The organism is Streptomyces sp. NPDC046215, from assembly GCF_040646215.1.
Taxonomy (GTDB): domain Bacteria; phylum Actinomycetota; class Actinomycetes; order Streptomycetales; family Streptomycetaceae; genus Streptomyces; species Streptomyces stramineus.
In genome coordinates this window covers 57,979-79,927 of record NZ_JBEYZW010000026.1, presented here as the reverse complement: position 1 = coordinate 79,927, position 21,949 = coordinate 57,979, and the positions used below count along the sequence as shown (strand labels likewise).

Sequence of the window (21,949 nt, the reverse complement as noted above, 5' to 3'; positions counted from 1 at the left end):
CCGCGCCCCCACCCGCACCGGGGCGGCGCCTCCCGGGCCGCCGCCCCGGCCCTCGCACGCGAGCGCCCGGCGACCTGCCCCAGAGAGGTGACCGACATGCTCGACCATCTCATCCGCCGCGCCACCGTCGTCGACGGCACCGGAGCCCCGTCCTACGTCGCCGACGTCGGCATCCGCGACGGGCGGATCGCGGTGATCGGCACGCCCGGGCGGACCATGGCGGGCCGGGTCGGGGAGCGGGCGAGGACGGAGGAGGACGCCACCGGGCTCGTCCTCACTCCCGGATTCGTCGACCCGCACACCCACTACGACGCCCAGCTGTTCTGGGATCCCTACGCCACCCCGTCCATGAGCCACGGCGTCACCACCGTCGTCGGCGGCAACTGCGGCTTCTCCCTCGCCCCGCTCCACCCCGCGCGCCCCGAGGACGCCGACTACACGCGGCGGATGATGAGCAAGGTCGAAGGCATGTCCCTCGCCGCGCTGGAGGACGGCGCCCCCTGGTCGTGGTCGTCGTTCGGCGAGTACCTCGACGCGCTGGAGGGGCGCATCGCCGTCAACGCCGGCTTCATGGTGGGCCACTGCGCCCTGCGCCGGTACGTCATGGGCCCCGAGGCGGTGGGCGGCCGGCCCGACGACGGGCAGACGCGCGGGATGCTCGCCCTCCTCCACGACGCGCTGGACGCGGGCGCCTGGGGGCTGTCCACCACCCAGTCCACCACCCACTCCGACGGCGACGGCCGGCCCGTCGCCTCCCGGCACGCCCGGCCCGCCGAGCTGATCGCCCTCGCCCGCGCCGTCGGCGAGCACGAGGGCACCCAGCTGGAGGCCATCGTCGCCGGCTGCCTCGACCGCTTCGCCGACGAGGAGATCGAGCTCCTCACCGCCATGACCGCCGCCGCCGGCCGGCCCCTGAACTGGAACGTGCTCACCATCGACGCGGCCGAACCCGGGCGGGTGCCCCGCCAGCTCCAGGCGAGCCGCAGCGCCCGCGCCGCGGGCGGCCGGATCGTCGCGCTGACCATGCCGATCCTCACCCCCATGAACATGTCGCTGGGCACCTTCTGCGCCCTGAACCTGATCCCCGGCTGGGGCGAAATCCTCGCCCTGCCCGTCCCCCGGCGCATCGCCGAACTGCGCAGGGCACCGGTGCGGGCCGAGCTGCTGCGCCGCGCGCGCAGCGACGAGGCGGGCGTCTTCCGGCGGCTCGCGGACTTCGGCCGGTACGTCATCGGGGACACCTACGCCAAGGAGAACGAGGGCCTCACCGGGCGGGCCGTCCGCGACATCGCCGCCGAGCGCGGCACCGACCCCTTCGCGTGCCTGGTGGAGATCTGCGCCGCCGACGACCTGCGCACCGTCCTGTGGCCGATGCCCGCCGACAACGACCCCGCAAGCTGGGAGCTGCGCCGGCGGACTTGGGAGCACGAGGACGTCCTGCTCGGGGGCTCGGACGCGGGCGCGCACTTGGACCGGATGTGCGGGGCCCCGTACACCACGCGCTTCCTCGGCGACTGCCTGCGGGGGCGCGAGCTCGTCCCCCTGGAGACGGCCGTACGGATGCTCACGGACGACCCCGCGCGCCTCTTCGGCCTCCGCGACCGCGGCCGGATCGCGCTGGGCCACCACGCGGACCTCGTGCTGTTCGACCCCGCCCGCATCGACGCCGCTCCCGCCACGCTCGTCCACGACCTGCCGGGGGACAGCCCGCGGCTGGACTCGCGGGCGGTGGGCGTGGTGAGCGTGCGCGTCAACGGCGTGGAGACGGTGCGGCACGACGTGACGACCGGCGCCGTGCCGGGCGCGGTGCTGCGGTCGGGGCGGGACACGATGACGGTGCGGACCACAGGGTGAGACGGCGGGAAATTTTTGAACCGGGGCAAAAGGTACGGTGCTGCGATTCCCGCAGCGGGCTGAAAGGCCGCCCGCGCCTTACTGTTACCCGCCGTAATGCACCCATCGCCTTCCATTGCCAGGCCAATTCGCCTTTTCAGCGGACAGATTCCAGCCCAACCACCCGGAGTTCCGCCATCCGGATACGGAAACAGCAGCACTTAACGTCCTGGCCATGGTTCAGGTAGACCCGCGGCCCACGGCCGGAGACACGGTAACGAGCGTCGGCGGCGAAAGCGGCGAAGAGCCTTCCCGCAAGGGCGCCAAAGGGCTCAGCGGCAATTCCGTCGGCCTGCTCGGCAGCGCCGTCATCGGCGTCTCCACCGTCGCCCCCGTCTACTGCCTGACGTCCACCCTCGGCCCGACCGTCGGCCAGGTCGGCGTGCAGATGCCCGCCGTCTTCCTGGCCGGCTTCCTGCCGATGCTGCTCGTCGCCTTCGCCTACCGCGAGCTGAACAAGGCCGTCCCCGACTGCGGCACCTCGTTCACCTGGAGCGTCCAGGCGTTCGGCCCCAAGGTGGGCTGGATGTGCGGCTGGGGCCTCGTCGTCGCGACCATCATCGTGCTGTCCAACCTCGCCGGCGTCGCGACATCCTTCTTCTACCTCCTGCTCGGCGAGATCACCGGCAGCGGCGCCGTCGCCGCCCTCGACGACGACCGGCCCGTCCACGTCGCGACGTGCCTCGCCTTCATCGCCGCCGCGACGGCCGTCAGCTACCGCGGCATGACCGCCACCAAGGGCGTGCAGTACGCGCTCGTGGGCCTCCAGCTCGCGGTCCTGGCCGTCTTCGTCACCATGGCCCTGGTCAAGGCCCGCACCGGCGACCTGCCCGGCTCCGTCGACTTCTCCTGGACCTGGCTCAACCCCTTCGCCGTCCGGTCCTTCGCCGCCTTCACCGCCGGGCTGTCCCTGTCGATCTTCATGTTCTGGGGCTGGGACGCCTGCCTGACCGTCAACGAGGAGACCTCCGGCAGCGACCGGACACCCGGCCGGGCCGCGCTCATCGCCATGGTCGTCCTCGTCGGCTCCTACCTGATGACCGCCGTCGCCGCCCAGATGTTCGCCGGCACCGGCGAACAGGGCACCGGCCTCGGCAACCCCGACACCGCGGGCAACGTCTTCGCCGCCCTCGCCGACCCCGTCCTGGGCACGGCGCTCGGCATCCTGCTCTTCGTCGCCGTCCTCGCCTCCGCGGCCGCCAGCCTCCAGACGACGTTCCTGCCCGTGGCCCGTACCGTCCTGGCGATGAGCGCCTACCGGGCGCTGCCGCCCTCCTTCGCCCGCATCCACCCCCGCTTCCAGAGCCCCGGCCGGGCCACCGTCGCGGCGGGCATCGCCACCGGCGTCTTCTACGCCACCATGAGCTTCCTCAGCGAGAACGTCCTCATCGACACCATTTACGCGCTCGGGCTCATGATCTGCTTCTACTACTCGATCACGGCCTTCGCCTGCGCCTGGTACTTCCGCGCCGACCTGCGCCGCTCCGTGCGCGACGCCCTCTTCAAGGGCGTCTTCCCCTCGGTGGGCGGCCTGCTTCTGGCGGGGGTCTTCTTCAAGACGCTGTACGACATGCGGGACCCGGGGTACGGCAGTGGCAGTGCGGTTTTCGGGGTGGGGTCCGTTTTTGTCATCGGGGTGGGGTTGCTGCTTCTGGGGGTGGTGTTGATGTTGCTGATGCGGTGGAGGAGGCCGGCGTTCTTTCGGGGCCGCCAGCTCCGCGGTAGCTTCGGGACCCCGTACCCGGACGAATCGGGCGGCCGGGTGTCCCGAACCTACCGCTGACGCCTACCAGGTGTGGGCTACGTCCACGATCAGCTTGTCGGTGGTCTGCGACACCCGGAACGGCAGCTTGGCGCGCACGCCCACGCCGACCTGGGTCTGGCCCTCGAAGCTGGCACCGAACTTGGTGTCCTTGAAGGTCTTGTAGCCGGTGAGGTCCACACCCGGCAGGGACTGGCCGCCCTTGCCGCCGTACGTCGGCTTGCCGGTGTACGGGTCGTAGCTCGGGGCGTGGACGAAGATCTGCAGGATGGCGCCGCCGTTGACGGGGATCTCCTCACCCGAGCCGTCCTGCTGGAACTTGTCCACGTAGCCGACGTGGTAGCCGCGCTCGGCCGTCGCGCCGTCGATGTCGAAGACGATCCGGTCGTAGCAGGTGTTCGCGCCGGTGCGGATGTTCCGCAGCGGGGTGGTGCCCGGGGCGGAAGAGGACTTCGTGAGGCTGCCCCACGCGGTCGCGCAGTCGGCCACGGTGGCCTTGCCGTCCGCGTGGGCCGCGCCGGCCGTACCCGCGATCCCGGCGCCCGCCAGCACGAGCGCTGCTGCCGCTGTCGTCAACCGTCGCATGACTTACCTCCGATATGAACCGAGTACAGGTGCATACGTTGGACGACCGGGTCGACGGCATAGTTGCGCTGGTGGTCATGTTCTGGCCAACGGTTGGCCCGAAGCGGCCGCGGTCAGCCGAGGTGTCCGGCTCGGACTCCTCGGACACCGGCCGTGAGGTGACGGAACGGCGGGCGGCGCTCAGGCGTCCGGAGCCGGCGGCACGGCAGGGCCGGACGGCCACCAGTTCGCGCGGCCCGTCAGGCGGAGGAACGCCGGGACCAGCACCCCGCGAACCAGCGTCGCGTCCACCAGGACCGCCACCGCCAGCCCCACCCCCAACTGCTGGAGCAGCGAGACCCGCGAGGTGGCCAGGGCCGCCATCGCCACCGCCACCGCGCACGCGGCGAGCGTGAAGACGCGGCCGGTGCGGGCGATGCCCGTGATGACCGCCCGGGTGTTGTCGCCCGTTCTGAGGTACTCCTCGCGGATGCGGGAGATGAGGAAGATCTCGTAGTCGACGCACAGGCCGAAGGCGACGCAGAACATCAGCAGCGGGATGGTGCTGTCCAGCGCCGCGACGGTGGCGAAGTGGGCGGTCGGGCTCCAGCCGTCCTGGAAGACCAGCACCAGCGCGCCGCACCCCGCGGTGAGGCTCAGAAAGGCCATGGCCAGGGCCTTGACGGGGATGAGGAGGCTGCGGGTGCAGCCGATGAGCATCACGAGCGTGACGCCGCAGAGCAGGCCCCCGGCCGGCGGGAGATGGTCCCTGAGCGCCGAGGTGATCTCTTCGAAGCGGAGGGCCGGGCCGGTGACGGCGGCCGCGCCGGGGGCGGGCAGGCGCCGGACGTCGGCGAGGAGCGCGGCCGCCTCCGCGCCCTGGGGGTCGCCGCGGCCGGTCACCACCGCCACGGTGCCGCGGAGCGGGGGAGCGGTGGCGCGGGGCCGCCAGGTGGGGCGGCCGTCCTCGTAGCCGCCGAGGGCCGTGTCCACGCGGGACGCGCCCGGCAGGGCCGACAGGCGGCGGGCGTAGTCGTCCAGGGCCACGCCGTCGCGGACGTCCGGCAGGACGACCCGCAGCTGACGGTCCGGGTGGAAGCCGAAGTCGGCGCGCAGCCGGTCGGCCACGGCGTGCGCCTCGGCGGAGCGCGGCAGCACCCGTTCGTCGATGAGGCCGAACCGGGCGTGGGCGCCCGGGAGCATCAGGGCGGCGAGGACCAGGCTGCACAGGCCCCCGGCGAGGACCGGGCGGCGGGTGACGGCCACGGCCAGCCGGCGCCACCGCGGGCTGTCGCCCGGGGGCCGGGTCCGGGGCGCCGCGCCCCCGGTGCGGACGGTCAGCAGCACCGGCACCAGCAGCCGCGCGGACACCGCCGCCAGGACGGTGACCAGGGCGCCCGCCAGGGCCATCGAGCGCAGGAAGGGCACGGGGAAGACGAGGAGGACGCACAGCGCCGCGGTCACCGTGGCCGCCGAGGCCCCGACGGCCCGGCCCGCGGTGCGCAGCATGGTCCGCACGGCCTCGTCGTGGGCGGCGCCGTGCGCGCGTTCCTCCTGGTAGCGGTTGAGGAGGAAGAGGCCGTAGTCGACGGCCAGGCCGAAGCCGAGGGCGGCGACGAGGTTGACGGCGAACGTCGAGACGGGCGTGAGGTAGGAGAGGCCGTGCAGCCCGGCGAGGGCGGCGACCGAGGCGAGCAGGGCCACCGCGGTCGGCAGCAGCGCCGCGAGGAGGGAGCGGAAGGCGAACGCGAGGAGCGCCAGCACCACGGGCCCCGCGATGAGTTCGGCCCTGATCAGGTCGGCCCGGCTGTACGCGGTGGCCTGGGCGCGGGTCCAGGCGGAGCCGGTGGCCGACACCCGCAGGGGCGGCGCGGTGCGGGCGTAGCGGGGCGCGAGGTCCGCGGCGCTCCGGGCGCGGTCGGACTCGCTGCCGGCCAGGTCGGCGGTGACGACGGCGGCGGTGCCGTCGCGGGACCGCAGGCCGGGGTGTCCGCTGTCCCAGTACCCGGCCACCCCGCGCACGCCCGGCTCCCGCCGGAGCCGGTCCGTCAGCGCGCGGGCGGCGGCGGCCGTGCGGGGGGCGTCCACGCCGCCCTCGCCGGCCTCGACACGCAGGACGAGGTCGGGGGTGCCCGCGCCCAGGGCCGCCGCCCGTTCCTCGACCCGCTCGGAGGGCGAGCCGGTGACGGCGAAGCCGCCCTCGTCCAGCCGGTCCCACAGCCCGGCGCCGGCCGGGCCCAGGACGCACAAGGCGGCCACGGCGGCCAGGACGCCGCGCCAGGCGCGCCGCACGGTGCGCGCGGCCGGCGGCGGGGTCGCGGGCGGGGAGACCCGGGGCGGGCTGCTCGTCACCGGGCGACCCCGGAGGCCGGGGATTCCCGGGCCGTGGGGAACGTCTTTTCCGGTGGTGTCCGGAAGGGTTTTTCCGCTCTGGTGCGCTGTCATTCCAGCTTTCATTCCCGGGGTGCCCGTCGTGCGGCCCGACGTGCCGTGCCGTTGCCGAGTGACCTGCTGCGGCACGGTGGCGGGCCGGTCGGGGCGCCGCCCGTCCCGCGCCATTGTGCAGTAATTCCCGGGCGGTGCTCGCATTTCCGCCCGCCCGGTTGCCCGGCGTCGCGGTAATCGCTGGATATCATTCTCGGGATTCGTTCCGCGCAATGACTTCATTGTGTTTATGTGATTGCCCGAGCAGCTCCGAGGAGTGATATGTCCGGCAGTTATCCGTTGATCGTCGCGTCGCTCACCGAGACCTTCCGCATCCCCGCGGACCTCATCGCCCCCGACAAGAGCTTCCAGGACCTCGACCTCGACTCCCTGGCCCTGGTCGAACTCGCCCTCGTCGTCGGGGAGCGCACCGGCATCGATCTCCACGAGCTCACCGCGGAGTCCACGCTGGCCGAGACGGCCGCCTTCCTGGACCGGGCGGGCGCCGGCTCCGCCGCCGTGGCGGGCCCCCGGCCCGCCCGGTGAGCAGGGCGGACCGGGAAGCCGTCGTCGTCACCGGGATCGGCCTGGTCACCCCCGCCGGCATCGGCGCCGACGCCACCTGGCGCGGGGTGCTGGAGGGCCGGCCGACCGCCGCGACCGACCCCCTCTTCGCCGGGCTGCCGGTGGACTTCAGCTGCCGGGTGCCCGGCTTCGACGGCGGGCACCTGCTCGACCCCCGCACGGTCTGGCGCCTGGACCACGGCACCCTGATGGCGCTGGCCGCCGCGCGCGAGGCCGTCGCCGACGCGGCGCTCGACCCGGCCGACTGGGACGCCTCGCGCGTGGCCGTCGTGCTGGGCGTCGGCAGCAACAGCCTGGAGCACTACGGCGCGGCGTTCGGGCACATCGCCGCCGGCCGCCCCGCCAAGGTCTCCCCGCTGACGATCCCCCGCAGTGTGCCCAACATGCCGCCCGGGGAGATCGCCCTGGACCTCGGGGCCCGCGGGCCCAACTTCGCCGTCTCCACCGCCTGCGCCTCCGGCACCACCGCCCTCGGCGTCGCCCGCGACCTGCTGCGCTCGGGCAGCTGCGACATCGTCGTCACCGGCGGCACGGAGGCCAGCCGGGCCCCCGCGTACTCGGTCACGTTCAGCCGGATGCGCGCCCTGTCCACCCGCACCCACGACCCGGCCGGCGCCTCCCGCCCCTTCGACCGCGACCGCGACGGCTTCGTCATGGCCGAGGGCGCGGGCATCCTCGTCCTGGAGCGGGCCGCGCACGCCGCCGCCCGCCGCGCCCGGCCGCGGGCCCGGCTCGCGGGCTACGGCGCCTCCTGCGACGCCCACCACTTCACTTCCCCGCACCCCGAGGGCCGGGGGGCGGCCGACGCCATGCGCGCCGCCCTGCGCGACGCCGGCCTGGCGCCGCAGGACATCGGCCACGTCAACGCGCACGGCACGTCCACCCCGCTCAACGACGCCGTCGAACACCGCGCCCTGCGCGCGGTGTTCGGCACCCCGCCGGTGGTGACCGCCCTGAAGGGCACGCTCGGGCACGCGGTGGCGGGGGCGGGCGGCATCGAGGCCGCGTGCACGGTGCTCTCGCTCCAGCACCAGACCGTCCCGCCGACGGCCAACCTCGACCACCTGGACCCGGAGATCGACCTCGACATCGCCGCCAAAGTCCCCCGCCCCACCCGGTTCGACGCCGCGATCAGCAACTCCTTCGGCTTCGGCGGGCAGAACGCCTCGGTGGTCCTCACCCGGGTCTGACGGCCCTCACCCGAGGAAGACCGGGTTCGTCATCGCCACCATCGGCCCCGGCACTTCCGGCGCTCCGCCGTCCGCGGGCGGGCGGCGCACCTCGGCCCGCACATAGGCCGCGTGCGACGGCGTGGTGCGCCACTCCACCCGGCCGTCCGCCGGGACGGGGGTGCTCAGCAGCCGCCCCTGGTCCGTGACGAACGTCGCCGAGCAGCCGTCCGGTACCCCCGACACGGCCAGGCGCACCGTCACCTCCGCGTCCCGCTCCGCCCGCAGCCGCTCGCCGATGCCCGCGCGGGCACCGCGGCCCCCGGTCGCCGAGAAGGCCAGCCGGACGGCGGAGGACTCGGCGATCCAGCTGCGCCCGGCCCGGATGCCGGCCAGCAGGGCCGTGCGGGAGAGGCCGTCGGCCAGTACGACCGTCTGGGGGTGGCCGACGGTCTGCCCCTCGCGGTGGGCGTCGCTGTTGCCCAGGGCGGGCAGCCACCGGCCGCCGCGCGCCACCGCCGCCACGAGGGCGTTGTCCCACTCGGCGATCGCGACCTCGTCGTCGGGGGTGAAGGGGCCGTTCCAGACCTCCACCGCGTCCGCGTCGCCGAAGCCGAACTTCCAGTTGCAGCCGACGCACGTGCCGTGCGGGTGCGCGGGCACCACCAGGCCGCCCGCCCGGCGGATCGCGCGGGCGAAGCGCCCGAAGGCGTTGTCGCGGGCCCGGTAGCGCCAGTCGACGAAGACGCCGGGGTCGGTGCCCAGGGCCAGGAAGTGGCCGTTGCGGGTCGTCACCTCCTCGCCGGTGAGGATCAGCAGGTCATCGCCCCACAGGCCCTCCCAGGCGCCGTGGGACGCCGTCGTGTTGTGCTCGGTCGTCGTGATCCAGTCCAGTCCGGCGGCGCGGGCGGCCGCGGCCACCTCGGCCGGGGTGCGCCGCCCGTCCGAGTACACGGTGTGCAGGTGGTTGTCGCCCCGGTACCAGGCGCGCCCCCGGCCACCGGCACGCTGCGGCGGGTACACCGGCCGCGGGGTACGGCCCGGCTCCCCGTACCGCAGGGTGACGGTCACCTCGTACGCCAGGCCCTGCGGGGCGACCGTGTACGGGCCGAGGGCCACGTGCCAGGTGCCGGGGCGCACGGGGCCCGCGAGGTACCCCGGCGTGGCCCGCTCGGCGCTGATCGAGAACTCCGTGCGCGCCCCGCCCGACCAGCCCCGGAAGCCGGCCCCGCCCAGCTCCGTGCCGCGCTCGTCGAAGATTCCGATGTCACAGGCGTTGCCCGGGGTGCCGGCCGGGACGGGCGGCCGGTCGTAGGCGTAGGACACGGCGATCTCCCGGACTCCGCGCGGGACGTCCACGGGGAGGTACACGAAGTCCGGCGCGCCGGCCGGCAGCCGGCCGGTGACCGTGCGGGAGGCGTCCCCGGCGGCCCGCCCCGGCCCGTCGGCGCGGGCGAACGTCACGGTGTCGAGCGTCAGCACGCCGGCCGCGCCCGCGGCAGCCGTCAGCTTCAGAAGGTCGCGTCGGTGCATCCGTGCCTCCGGGGGGAGCGAAGGGCCGCAAGGATCGCAGGAACACCGTTGTACGCCCGGGTGACGCGCGGGGGAACGGGTACGGGCGGGTGGATTGCCGCCCGGCGGCGCGTGGCCGCCCGCTCCGCGGGGAAGCCCGGTTTACGACAGTCGCACGGCGCGCCGCCCGGTTCATGATGTGGGACACACAGTTGGGCATACGGTGACCCCACACCGCCACGCCACGCCACGACGGAGGTGCCCCGTGCGGATTGCCACCACGATCTTTCTCACGGACGAGACGATCAGTCCGGTCCGGCTGGCGCGCGAGCTGGAGCAGCGCGGCTTCGACGGGCTCTACCTGCCCGAGCACACCCACATCCCGGTCAGCCGCGAGACGCCCCCGCCCATGGGCGGCACGCTGCCCCGCGAGTACGGGCGGGCACTCGACCCCGTCGTCGCCCTCGCCCAGGCCGCCGGGGTCACCGAGCGGATCGCGATCGGCACCGGTGTCGCCCTGGTGGCCCAGCACGACCCCATCGTTCTCGCCAAACAGGCCGCCACCCTCGACTTCCTCAGCAACGGCCGCTTCACCCTCGGCATCGGCTACGGCTGGAACGTCGAGGAAGCCGCCGACCACGGCGTCGACTGGAGCGCACGGCGCGCCCTGGTCCGCGACCGGATGGCCCTGATGCGGGCCCTGTGGGCGGAGGAACCGACGGCCTACGCGGGGGAGTTCGCCTCGGTGCGGGCCAGCTGGGCGCACCCCAAGCCGGTGCACCCACCCCGGGAGCGCAAGGGCGCCGACCCGCTCGTCGGGCCGCGCGTGCTGATCGGCGGGACCGCCGGGCCGAAGCTCTTCGCCCACATCGCGGAGTACGCGGACGGCTGGCTGCCCATCGGCGGCAGCGGCCTCGGCGAGGCGCTGCCCCTGCTGCGCCGGGCGTGGGAGGAGGCGGGCCGCGCGGGGGAGCCGCAGGTGGTGCCCTACGCCGTGCGGCCCTCGGCGGGGAAGCTGGTGCACCTCGCCGAGCTGGGCCTGCGGGAGATCGTCGTGGGGCTGCCCTCGGCGGGCGAGGCGGAAGTGCTGCGGGCCCTGGACGCCCACGCGGAATTCCTGTGAGCGCGCCGGTGCTGAGGCAGGCTCCGGCGCAGGTCCCGGGCCCGCCACCGCTGCCGGAGGGTTCCTCCGTGCGGCATGACGGGGTGCGCACGGAACGGCCCGGGTGCCGCCCGGGCACCGTGGCGGGCGCTCGTATGCTCGTGCAATGACTTCGAGCGCGCAGGTACCCGGGCAGGCAGCACCGACCGCGAACGCCATGCGGCGCGCGCTGAGGCGCGCCCGCGACGGGGTGGCCCTGGACGTCACCGAGGCGGCCGTGCTGCTCCAGGCCCGCGGCGAGGACCTCGACGACCTCTGCGCGTCCGCCGCGCGGGTGCGGGACGCGGGCCTGGCGGCCGCGGGCCGCCCCGGCGTCATCACCTACTCGCGCAGCGTCTTCATCCCCCTCACCCGCCTGTGCCGCGACAAGTGCCACTACTGCACCTTCGCCACCGTTCCCGGCAAGCTCCGCCGCGCGGGGCACGGCATGTTCATGTCCCCCGACGAGGTGCTGGCCATCGCCCGCCGCGGCGCCGAACTGGGCTGCAAAGAGGCGCTGATAACCCTCGGCGACAAGCCCGAGGACCGCTGGCCCGAGGCCCGCGAGTGGCTGGAGGCCGAGGGGTACGACGACACCATCGCCTACGTCCGGGCCATGGCCGTCCGCATCCTCGAAGAGACCGGCCTGCTGCCGCACCTCAACCCCGGCGTCATGAGCTGGACCGACTTCCAGCGCCTCAAGCCCGTCGCCCCCTCCATGGGCATGATGCTGGAGACCACCGCGACCCGCCTGTGGAGCGAGCCCGGCGGCCCCCACTACGGCTCCCCCGACAAGGAACCCGCCGTCCGCCTGCGCGTCCTGGAGGACGCCGGCCGCAGCTCCGTCCCCTTCACCAGCGGCCTGCTGATCGGCATCGGGGAGACCTACGAGGAGCGCGCCGACTCGCTGTTCGCGCTGCGCCGCGTCGCCCGCGCCTACCACGGCATCCAGGAACTCATCCTGCAGAACTTCCGCGCCAAGCCGGACACGGCGATGCGCGGCATGCCGGACGCCGAGCTGGACGAGCTGGTCGCCACCATCGCCGTCGCCCGCCACATCATGGGCCCCTCCGCCTGCCTCCAGGCCCCGCCCAACCTCGTGGCCGGGGAGTACGAGCGGCTCATCGGCGCCGGCATCGACGACTGGGGCGGCGTCTCCCCGCTCACCCCCGACCACGTCAACCCCGAGCGCCCCTGGCCCCAGATCGACGAGCTCGCCGAGCGCTCGGCCACCGCCGGCTTCAGCCTCCGCGAACGCCTCGCCGTCTACCCCGAGTTCATCCAGCGCGGCGAGCCCTGGCTCGACCCCCGCCTGCTGCCGCACGTCCGCGCCCTGGCCGACCCGGAGACGGGCCTGGCCCGCGAGGACGCCGTCGTCGAGGGCCGGCCCTGGCAGGAGCCCGAGGAGGTCTTCACCGCCGCCGGGCGCACGGACCTGCACCGCACCATCGACACCGAGGGCCGCACCGGCGACCGGCGCGAGGACTTCGACGAGGTGTACGGCGACTGGGCGGCCCTGCGCGAGGCCGCCGCGCCCGGCATGGTGCCCTCCCGGCTCGACGGGGACGTCCGCCAGGCCCTGTGGCAGGCCGCCGACGACCCGACCCGGCTGACCGACTCCGAGGCCCTGGCCCTGCTGCACGCCGACGGGCCCGCCCTGGACGCCCTGTGCCGCATCGCCGACGACCTGCGGCGCGCGACCGTCGGTGACGACGTCACCTACATCGTCACCCGGAACATCAACTTCACCAACGTCTGCTACACCGGCTGCCGCTTCTGCGCCTTCGCCCAGCGCCGCACCGATGCCGACGCCTACACCCTGTCCCTCTCGCAGGTCGCCGACCGCGCCGAACAGGCGTGGGACGTCGGCGCCGTCGAGGTGTGCATGCAGGGCGGCATCCACCCCGACCTGCCCGGCACGGCCTACTTCGACATCGCCCGGGCGGTGAAGGAGCGCGTCCCCGGCATGCACGTGCACGCCTTCTCGCCCATGGAGATCGTCAACGGCGCGACCCGCACCGGCATGTCCCTCCGCGAGTGGCTGACCGCCGCCAAGGAGGCCGGGCTCGACACCATCCCCGGCACGGCCGCCGAGATCCTCGACGACGAGGTCCGCTGGGTCCTCACCAAGGGCAAGCTGCCGACCGCCACCTGGCTGGAGGTCGTCCGGACCGCGCACGAAGTGGGCCTCAAGTCCTCCTCCACCATGATGTACGGGCACGTGGACCAGCCCCGCCACTGGCTCGGCCACTTCCGGCAGCTGACGGAGCTCCAGAAGGAGACGGGCGGCTTCACCGAGTTCGTCACCCTCCCCTTCATCCACACCAACGCCCCCGTCTACCTCGCGGGCATCGCCCGCCCCGGCCCGACCCTGCGCGACAACCGCGCGGTCACCGCCATGGCCCGGGTGCTGCTCCACCCGCACATCACCAATATCCAGACGAGCTGGGTCAAGCTGGGCGCGGAGGGCGCGGCGGAGATGCTCCGCTCGGGCGCCAACGACCTGGGCGGCACGCTGATGGAGGAGACCATCTCCCGGATGGCGGGCTCCTCCTACGGCTCCTACCGCTCGATCCAGGACCTCGTGGCCATCGCGGAGGCGGCGGGCCGGCCGGCCCGGCCGCGGACGACGCTCTACGGCGAGGTGCCGCCGGAGCGGCAGGCGGCCGCCCTGGCCTCGGACGGACACCTGCCGACGCTGCTGCCGGTGCTGGGGGACTGAAGCCCGGGTCCGGGGTTGCGGGCGCCGCCGGGAGCCGGCCACGCCCCGGAGCCCGCGCGTGCCCGGAACACCCCGATGTTGCCGTTCTGTCGAAGTGCGCCGACGGGACGGCAACAGTCCACTGCATAAGGTGTCCCGCATGTCTTGGCCTCAGAACTCACAGCAGCCCCACAATCCCCAGCAGCCGCACTACCCTCAGCAGCCCCCGCAGGGTGCCCAGCCGCAGGGTGGTTTCGGGGCGCCGCCGCCGTGGGGCGGCCCCGAGGCCACCTCCGTCGACCAGCCGGCCGTGCCGCCGCCCGGTGGCGTCCACGCCCAGCCGACCGTGTTCGCGCAGCCGGCCGTGCCCCCGACCGGCCCGCCGCCCCCGCCGCCCGTGCCCGGGCCGCCCGGCGCACAGCCGCCCCGGCCGCCGGTCCCCGGCCCGCCCGGCGGCCAGATGTACGCGCCCCCGCCGCCCCCGCCGCAGGGCCCGCAGGGTCCGCAGGGTCCGCGGCGGAACAACAAGACGATGCTCGCCGTCATCGGCGGCGTCGTCGCGCTCGCCGTCATCGGCGGCGGCGCGTTCTTCTTCCTCAAGGGTGGCGACGACGAGAAGCCGGACGAGGCCAAGAAGCCGGCCGAGTCGGGAGCCCCCGCGCAGGGCGGGACCGGCGACAAGGGCGGCGAGCCGGCCGGCGAGGGCGGAGCGAGCGCGCCGGCCCTGCCCGCGGACGGGCAGCCGATGATCGCCGGGTGGCAGAACCAGAAGCAGCCGCAGCACTTCTTCCAGTACGACGTGCCGGGCAAGGGCGACAAGTGGCAGACCCTCCCGCGCGAGACGGCCATTTCCTACACCGAGGGCGGCAAGCCCGTCGTCGTGATGACCGGTACGTCCAACTACCGGGAGGGCGGCTGCGCCTCCAAGGCCAACCCCGACTCCATCGGTGAGGCGGGCAAGGGGCAGCTGGCCACGGTCGGCACCACCGGCGGCGGCACGGACCTCACCATCCAGCAGAACGCCATCAACTGGGCGGGCAACTGGGCCGTCATGGCCTACGGCGGCACCGGCGCCAACAAGCCCAAGATCGAGATGAGCAAGGCCACGCCGTGGAAGGCCAACGGCATCGACGGCTACACGGCGACCGCGAAGGTCACGGTCAAGAACCGCCCGAGCCCCTGTGTGCCGCCCACCGCCATCGTGAAGTCCATCGCCCAGAAGATGCCGGACGGCACCTACCACGGCTGGGTCATCTACGCGGACCAGGGCGTTCCCGACGCGCTCTCCGTCGACCAGATCGACAAGATCATGAAGACGGTCCGGCCGGCCAAGGGCTGAGGTGCGGACGAGCGCCGACAATGACAGTGCCGGAGCAGTCCGGCACCGAACGTGATGCGATGCCAGGAGGGCACGACGTGACCACCACCGCCGGCGCGGCACCAGCGCTGTGGAGCCGGGCCGACCAGCAGGACTTCCGCGCCCGGGTGCGCGGCACCCTGCTCGGCGGGGCGATCGGCGACGCGCTCGGCGCCGGTATCGAGTTCCAGTCCCTCGACGCGATCCGTGCCGCGCACGGGCCGCAGGGCGTGGACGACTACGTGCCGGCGTACGGGCGGCGCGGCGCCGTCACCGACGACACCCAGATGACGATGTTCACCGTCGACGGGCTGATACGGGCCCACGTGCGGCGCGACACCGGCGCCTGGCACCCGCCGACCGACGTCCACCGGGCCCACCTGCGCTGGGCCGCCACCCAGCGCGAGTGGGGGCCCGACGAGCGCCGGCCGGACGCCGGGTGGCTCGCCCGCGAGGAGTGGCTCTACGCGCAGCGGGCACCCGGCAACGCCTGCCTGGACGGTCTCGCCGACGACCGGATGGGCACCCTGGAGGCGCCCAAGAACCCCGAGTCCAAGGGGTGCGGCGCGGTGATGCGCTCCGCGCCCTTCGGGCTGCTGGCCGGCTGGGAACCCGAGCTGGTCTTCCAGCTCGCCGCCGAGTGCGCCGTCCAGACCCACGGCCACGTCACCGGGTACCTCGCGGCCGGCGCCTTCGCCGTCGTCATCCACGGCGTCGTGCGCGGGGACGGCCTGCGGGCGTCGGTGGACCGCGCGCTGACGCTGCTCGCGGGCCGCCCCGGCCACGAGGAGACCACGGCCGCGATCCGGCAGGCGCTCGCCGCCGTGTCGGCCGGTCCGCCGACGGCCGAACGGGTGGAGTCCCTCGGCCAGGGCTGGGTGGCGGAAGAGGCCCTGGCCATGGGCCTGTACTGCGCGCTCGTCGCCGAGGACATGCGCCACGGCCTGCTGCTCGCCGTCAACCACGGCGGGGACTCCGACTCCACCGGCTCCCTCTGCGGCAACATCCTCGGCGCGCTGCACGGCGAGACGGCCCTCCCACCGGCCTGGCTGGCCGAACTGGAGGGCCGCGCCACCCTCCTCCAGCTCGCCGACGACTTCGCGATGGAGCTGACCCAGGGCCCCGCCCTGCACTCCCCGTCCGGCTCGTCCGCCGCCTGGCTGGCCCGCTACCCGCGCGTCTAGGCCCGGGCGGCGCTGCCGCCCGGGCGACCGCAGAGGTGGTGGACATGGCCGAGCCCCCTCGGCCCGGTCGGCGGACCAGTCGAGAGGGCTCTGCGCGGAACTGCTCTGGGTGACGACGGAGCGTTCTATCGGCCGGACGGATCAGAGGTCGTAAGCGCCATCGGTAACGGTCGTCACGAACGAGGTCCAGGCATCCGGGGTGAAGCTGATGGCCGGGCCGTGCGGGTCCTTGGAGTCACGCACGGCGATGGACTGGGGGAGAGGGGAAGCGACCTCCACGCAGTCGCCGTTGGCGAGCGAGTACGAAGACTTCTGCCACGTGGTGATTCCCTGGCGGATGGCCATGATTTCTCCATGCCTTGTGAGTATTGCCCTCAGTCGGATCGCCGGGCGGTGCGCCGGTTTCCCGAGGTACGACCGACGGTACGCGCCAACATCACCTGATGAACGGCTCGTTCACTCGACCGGATGGCATATTCCAGAAGGCACTTCCCCGCAGGGTGGGGGTCGGTGTACCGTGCGGCCGCTTCAGTCCGCCCACTCCTCGGCGACCCGGTCGATGAACTGCCGGGAATGCTCCGCGTTCAATGCCTGCATCCGCAAATGCTCATACATCACGCTGTAGGTCTGGACATCGTTGGGCTTCTCCAGATAGAGATCGCTGGTGATGCCCTCCAGATAGACCGTGCTGGCGTCCTGCGGATCGTTGAACTCCAGAATGGAGAACTTGCCGTACATCCCCGGGTGCGCGCCCACGTCATAGGGCAGCACCTGCACGGTGATGTGCGGCTCCTGGCTGAACTGCACCAGCCGGCGCATCTGTTCCCGCATGATGGAGCGGCTGCCCACGATCCGCCGCAGCGCCGACTCGTCGATGACGGCCCACAGGCGCAGCGGGTTGTCCGGGTCGGCGATCCGCTCCTGCCGCCGCATCCGCACCTGGACGCGCCGCTCGATGTCGGCCGTCGTGGCCTCCGGCCACGACCCCTCGGTCACGGCGCTGGCGTAGTTCGGTGTCTGCAACAGCCCCGGTACGAGCGAGGCTTCGTAGACCCGGAGCGACGCCGCGTCCGTCTCCAGGCCGATGTACACGCTGTACGGGATGTCGCCGAAGGCGTGCCACCAGCCTTGCTGCCGCGACTCCTTGGCCATCTGCATCAGCGAATCGACGATGCGGTGGTCCTCGACGCCGTACACCCCGCACAGGTCGCGGACATCGCGCTGGCTGATGCTGCGGCGGCCGTTCTCCAGCCTGCTGATCTTCGATTGCGACACCAGTAGCCGCTCGGCCACCTCCTCGGCGGTCATGCCCTTGAGCTCGCGGAGCTTGCGCAGCTCCTGCCCCAATCGGCGTCGCCTAACGGTGGGATTGACACTGGACGCCACGGGACGCACCTCCGGCTCCGTCATGCTGCTGTCTCCTGACCTCGCAGCCTGCCACCACTGGCCCGGGCGGCGCTGGGAAATGCCGACACAGAGTCCGCTCGCGGTGATACGGGACAAGGGGTGTGACGTGGGACGGTGTGCCGACCGGGCCGCGGCCCCGGGACCTCGGGAACGTCGCCGGGGCGTGATCCGGAAGGCGGCCGCGCAGACGCGCACGCGGGGCGGCGGACCGTACCGCCGTCCCGGGCGGCCGGCCCACCACCCCGCGCGCTGCTGCGGCTCCCGAACAAGGCCGGGGACTGCGGTGCGGTCTGGTGGAACTGAGGGTGCTGAGAGTGATGCGCTGGGGGTGGTGCGGATGCCGCGGGCGGTACGGGCGCCCGGCGGCTGGTGGAACGGTTCACCGGCTGGGGGACCGGTTTACGGGGCGCCGACCCGGGCCATGACGGCCGCTCCGTGCGCCACCGGCTGTGCGGCGGCCCCCGCGGCTTCCACCGAGGGCCGGACGGGCGTCGTACGGCGCCCCGGTCCGCTGCCGTTGCCGGCCGTGGCCGGTGCCCTCCTGGGCTGGGCGGCGACGCCGTTCTGCACATCCATCACGGCGTGCGCCACGAGCCCGCCCATCGGGTCGTGCCTGATCAGATCCCGGAGCCTGGAGCGGGAGGACCGCCCCTCGTTCCCGGGGTAGAGGTGCTTGCCCAGACCCACCGCATGCGCCAGAGCGGCCAGTGCCGCGGTCCGCGGGTCCGGCGGGACGCCGGTGCGGATCGCGCTGTCCAGCCGGGACCTGATCTCCCGGCTGATGGCCGTCTCCGTCGCCTGGTAGCGCGTCGTCGGCAGAACCCCGCACATCTGGCCCGCCACGGCATGCACCATGCCGCACCGCTCCAGGTGTGTGAGGTACGTCTGGCGCAGCCCCAGCCGGGGCCCGCCGATCCAGTGGACGGCCCGTACCGGACTGCCGCGGCGACGCAGCAGCTCCAGTGCGGAGTCCAGTGTCGGATCTCCTGTCGGCCGTGGCATCACCACGGCGATACGATCCCCGTCCGGGGCTATCCGTCCGGCCAGGGCCAGCTCCACTAGCTGTGCCCCGGCGAGACCCAGGTCGAGCGACTGCGGCTGCGCCGTGGTACCCGTGGCCGGGTCCAAGGCGAGCAGCAGAAGCTCCTCCGGAATTGTTCTGCGGCTCCTGCCCATCCATGCCTCCCCGCGTGGATGTCTGACAGGGTGACCCCTCTCACATTGGGTTGTCGAGAGTGCGTGGTTGCTTCGGGTGGGAACCGGTAGGTATGTCGTCTCGTCTAGCACGAGGGTGAGGCCAGTCGAACCCCGGTGACGGTGCGGTTGCGCGGTGGCGCGGCAGCGACACAGGACACTGGTAAGCGTTGTGAAGGTTCGGGCCGCGGGGGCGCTGGCACCCCGTGGTGGCGTATGGCGTTGGGAATTCGAGGAGGCATCGGTGGCGGGCGAGTCCCCCGACAAGTCGGAGCAGCGGAAGTCGTCGGGGGAGACGACTGGCGGCGAACGCGACCCGCGACTCGGAATTTTCCGGGAATCGGAAAAAACGTCCGGAAAGGCGGCCGCGAAGCGGCCGTCGGCCGCGGCGGAGACCCGGGATTCCGCGTCCGGTGAGGACGCGACCCCCGAGGCGGATCTGAAGACCGGCCCGAAGACCGGCCCGAAGGCGGGTGCGACGGCGGGCGCCTCCTCGAAAGCGACGGGCGAGCAGGCCGCGGAAAAGGCCGACCGGGCCGATGCGCATGCAAAGCCGACCGGGCAGTCCGGAAAATCCGCCGCGCCCGCCGAAGGCGCCGACAAGGCCGCCGACGCGCCCGTTCCCCCTGGTGGGAACGCCCGTCTGAAGGCCGCTGTGGCGGCCTGGGTGGCCGGTGCCGAAGACGGTGAGGACACCGCTGAGGGCGCCGGAGCGCGAAGCGGAGCGGAGAAGGCCGCCGGACCGGAGAAGGCCGAGGAAGCCGGGAAGGCCGAGAAGCCCGAGAAGGCTGAGAAAGCCGAGAAGGCCGACGACGGTGAGGCCGCCGCGAAGCCGCCCGTCGACCGGGCGACCGCGGTGCTCAAAGCCGTGAGCCCGAAGGCCGAGAAGGAGGATGCCTCGGCCGGCGAGACCTCCCCGAAGGCACCCGCCGATCAGCCGACCGCCGTCTTCGGGGCCCTGCGCCCCAAGGCGGAAGGTGCCGACAAGAGCGACAAGGGCGACGACGCCCCCAAGGCGCCCGCCGACCAGCCCACCGCAGTCTTCGGCGCGCTGCGCCCCAAGGCGGAGACCGCGGAGACCGGCGCGAAGAACGGTAAGGACGCCAAGGGCGCCAACGGCGTCAAGAACGGCAAGGCGGCCGGGGCGGCCAAGGGCGACGACGCCCCGAAGGCCCCCGCGGACCAGCCCACCGCCGTCTTCGGCGCCGTGCGGCCGAAGAGCGACGCCCCCGCCGCCTCCGTCGATCAGCCGACCGAGCTGCTCAAGGCCCCTGAGGTCAAGGCCCCCGAGGCCAAGTCCTCTGAGACCAAGTCCTCCGAGGCCGAGGCGTCCCGGGCGAAGAAGAGCGCCGCGGAGTCGGACTCGGAGCGGACGAGCCAGTTCGTCCCGCTGAAGTCGCTCGACGACGCCGCGAAGACGGGCCCCGCGAAGAAGGCTCCCGCCAAGGCGGCCCCGGCCAAGACCGCTCCGGCCAAGGCCACCCCCGCGAAGTCGACCCCGGCCAAGGCCGAAGCCCCCGCGGCGGCGGGGTCCGCCGGGCAGGCCGCCAAGCCCGCCATACCGGTGAGCGTGGCGCCGCCCTCGGCCGTGCCGAAGCCCCCGGAGCAGCCCGCGAAGCCCGGCGAGGGCTCGGTCCCCCCGCAGCCCGCCGCGCCGCTGGACCTGCTCGCCCAGCTGACGAACACCCCGCCGCCGCCGGAGACCCCGGTGCGCAACGCCGTGCGCCGGGTGAAGATCTGGACGCCGCTGGTGGTCCTGCTGGCGATCATCTTCTGTGTCGTGCAGGCGTTCCGTCCGCTGCCGGACACCAAGCTGGCGCTCGCCTCCGGGAAGGGCACGTACGCCTTCGGCGGCGACGCGTTCTCCATGCCGTGGCCCGACCACGGCCAGGCCGCGGCGATGGTCGCCGGCGTGGGCAGCCTCGGGACGTTCGGCGAGGAGAAGCCGGTGCCGACCGCGAGCGTCGCCAAGGTGATGACGGCCTACGTGATCCTCAAGGACCACCCGCTCAAGAAGGGCGAGCAGGGGCCGGACATCGAGGTCGACGACAAGGCCGAGCAGGAGGCCGCGTCCGCGGACGAGTCGCGGGTGGACCTGAAGAAGGGGCAGAAGTTCTCGGAGTACAACCTGCTCCAGATGCTGCTGATCCCCTCCGGGAACAACGCGGCACGGCTGCTCGCCCGCTGGGACGCGGGCGGTGACGAGGAGGCGTTCGTCGCCAAGATGAACGCCGCCGCCAAGGACCTGGGGATGTCCAAGACGACGTACACCGACCCCAGTGGCTTCAAGGACACGACCAAGAGCACGGCCGTCGACCAGCTCAAGCTGGCCGAGGCGGTCATGAAGAACGAGGTCATCCGCGACATCGTCGCCAAGCCCAACTCGGACGTCCCCGGGCACGGGCGGCTCAACAACAACAACGACACCCTGCTGCTCAAGCCGGGCGTGCTGGGCATCAAGACCGGTTCGTCCACCCCGGCCGGCGGTGCGCTGATGTGGGCCGCGAAGCGGACGATCGGCGGTAAGGAGCAGCAGATCCTCGGCGTCACGATGGACCAGCACTTCAAGGGCCTCGACCCCAACGCCGAGAACAGCCTGCTGATGGTGAAGACCGTCAGCTACAAGATGATCAAGGCGGTGCAGGACGCCATGACCGCCGCGACGATCGTCAAGAAGGGCGAGGTCGTCGGGTACGTCGAGGACGGCCTGGGCGGCCGGACGCCGGTCGTCGCCACCCGGGACCTGACCGGCGCGGGCTGGCCCGGCATGAAGGCGAAGCTCACGATCGGCAAGGGCGGCAAGCCCGTGCCGCACACCGCGAAGGCCGGGACCGAGGTCGGCGAGCTGACCGTGGGCAGCGGCACCGGTGCGATGAAGGTCCCGGTGGCGCTGAAGAAGGAGCTGACGGAGCCGTCGTTCGGGTCGAAGCTGACCCGCCTCGGCTGACCCGCAGGCGGTGCCGCGGGAAGCGGCCCCCGGCCCGTACGCACCCCGTACGGGCCGGGGGCCGTCCGTCGTTCCGGGGGCCCTCACGGGGCGTGCTAGCGTCGCGAGA

Annotated in this window: 15 protein-coding genes; 9 read left to right on the top strand and 6 right to left on the bottom strand. The window is 73.4% G+C overall.

Features of this window, described 5'->3' with window-relative positions; genetic code table 11:
• The first annotated feature begins 96 nt into the window (after positions 1–96).
• Positions 97–1,854: a D-aminoacylase gene (locus tag ABZ951_RS14405; protein ID WP_344095694.1), complete on the top strand. Its 1,758-nt coding sequence runs from the start codon at positions 97–99 to the stop codon at positions 1,852–1,854.
• A gap of 214 nt (positions 1,855–2,068) precedes the next feature.
• Positions 2,069–3,676 (top strand): APC family permease, encoded by a 1,608-nt coding sequence (locus ABZ951_RS14400; RefSeq protein WP_344095696.1) that lies wholly within the window; start codon positions 2,069–2,071, stop codon positions 3,674–3,676.
• 3 nt (positions 3,677–3,679) lie between these two features.
• On the opposite strand, the gene ABZ951_RS14395 is transcribed toward ABZ951_RS14400, so the two are convergent.
• Together ABZ951_RS14395 and ABZ951_RS14390 are read right to left on the bottom strand one after the other, a co-directional pair.
• Positions 3,680–4,240, bottom strand: a complete 561-nt coding sequence (locus tag ABZ951_RS14395) for a hypothetical protein (RefSeq protein ID WP_344095698.1) — start codon at positions 4,238–4,240, stop codon at positions 3,680–3,682.
• 180 nt (positions 4,241–4,420) lie between these two features.
• Positions 4,421–6,571 carry an MMPL family transporter gene (locus ABZ951_RS14390; protein ID WP_344095700.1) on the bottom strand — a complete coding sequence of 717 codons (2,151 nt, stop codon included), beginning with the start codon at positions 6,569–6,571 and terminating at the stop codon, positions 4,421–4,423.
• A 354-nt stretch (positions 6,572–6,925) separates the two neighbouring features.
• Between ABZ951_RS14390 and ABZ951_RS14385 the strand changes: the two genes are divergently transcribed.
• Positions 6,926–7,189 carry an acyl carrier protein gene (locus tag ABZ951_RS14385; protein WP_344095702.1) on the top strand — a complete coding sequence of 88 codons (264 nt, stop codon included), beginning with the start codon at positions 6,926–6,928 and terminating at the stop codon, positions 7,187–7,189.
• Positions 7,186–8,418: a beta-ketoacyl-[acyl-carrier-protein] synthase family protein gene (locus ABZ951_RS14380; protein WP_344095704.1), complete on the top strand. Its 1,233-nt coding sequence runs from the start codon at positions 7,186–7,188 to the stop codon at positions 8,416–8,418. The genes ABZ951_RS14385 and ABZ951_RS14380 overlap by 4 nt, the downstream gene beginning before the upstream one ends.
• Before the next feature lie 6 nt (positions 8,419–8,424).
• On the opposite strand, the gene ABZ951_RS14375 is transcribed toward ABZ951_RS14380, so the two are convergent.
• Complete coding sequence (locus tag ABZ951_RS14375; RefSeq protein WP_344095706.1) at positions 8,425–9,930, bottom strand: CehA/McbA family metallohydrolase; 1,506 nt, start codon at positions 9,928–9,930, stop codon at positions 8,425–8,427.
• A gap of 244 nt (positions 9,931–10,174) precedes the next feature.
• Here ABZ951_RS14375 and ABZ951_RS14370 point away from each other — a divergent pair, with 244 nt between their 5' ends.
• The 4 genes from ABZ951_RS14370 (at position 10,175) to ABZ951_RS14355 (ending at position 16,292) form a co-directional block, all read left to right on the top strand.
• The gene (locus ABZ951_RS14370) at positions 10,175–11,032 is read left to right on the top strand and encodes a TIGR03619 family F420-dependent LLM class oxidoreductase (RefSeq protein WP_344095708.1); all 858 of its coding nucleotides are present in this window, start codon (positions 10,175–10,177) and stop codon (positions 11,030–11,032) included.
• A gap of 145 nt (positions 11,033–11,177) precedes the next feature.
• Positions 11,178–13,772 carry a bifunctional FO biosynthesis protein CofGH gene (locus ABZ951_RS14365; RefSeq protein ID WP_344095710.1) on the top strand — a complete coding sequence of 865 codons (2,595 nt, stop codon included), beginning with the start codon at positions 11,178–11,180 and terminating at the stop codon, positions 13,770–13,772.
• A gap of 139 nt (positions 13,773–13,911) precedes the next feature.
• Positions 13,912–15,090, top strand: coding sequence for a hypothetical protein (locus ABZ951_RS14360; protein WP_361279917.1), 1,179 nt, complete (start codon positions 13,912–13,914; stop codon positions 15,088–15,090).
• Positions 15,091–15,149: 59 nt separating this feature from the next.
• Positions 15,150–16,292: an ADP-ribosylglycohydrolase family protein gene (locus ABZ951_RS14355; RefSeq protein ID WP_344092086.1), complete on the top strand. Its 1,143-nt coding sequence runs from the start codon at positions 15,150–15,152 to the stop codon at positions 16,290–16,292.
• Between the two features lie 141 nt (positions 16,293–16,433).
• On the opposite strand, the gene ABZ951_RS14350 is transcribed toward ABZ951_RS14355, so the two are convergent.
• The 3 genes from ABZ951_RS14350 to ABZ951_RS14340 form a co-directional block, all read right to left on the bottom strand.
• Entirely contained in the window at positions 16,434–16,637 is a 204-nt protein-coding gene (locus ABZ951_RS14350) for a DUF397 domain-containing protein (protein WP_344092084.1), read from the bottom strand.
• Between the two features lie 183 nt (positions 16,638–16,820).
• Positions 16,821–17,678 carry a helix-turn-helix transcriptional regulator gene (locus ABZ951_RS14345; RefSeq protein WP_344092082.1) on the bottom strand — a complete coding sequence of 286 codons (858 nt, stop codon included), beginning with the start codon at positions 17,676–17,678 and terminating at the stop codon, positions 16,821–16,823.
• Between the two features lie 420 nt (positions 17,679–18,098).
• Positions 18,099–18,875: a GPP34 family phosphoprotein gene (locus tag ABZ951_RS14340; RefSeq protein WP_344092080.1), complete on the bottom strand. Its 777-nt coding sequence runs from the start codon at positions 18,873–18,875 to the stop codon at positions 18,099–18,101.
• A 262-nt stretch (positions 18,876–19,137) separates the two neighbouring features.
• Between ABZ951_RS14340 and ABZ951_RS14335 the strand changes: the two genes are divergently transcribed.
• Positions 19,138–21,840, top strand: coding sequence for a serine hydrolase (locus ABZ951_RS14335; protein WP_344092078.1), 2,703 nt, complete (start codon positions 19,138–19,140; stop codon positions 21,838–21,840).
• Positions 21,841–21,949 lie beyond the last annotated feature (109 nt).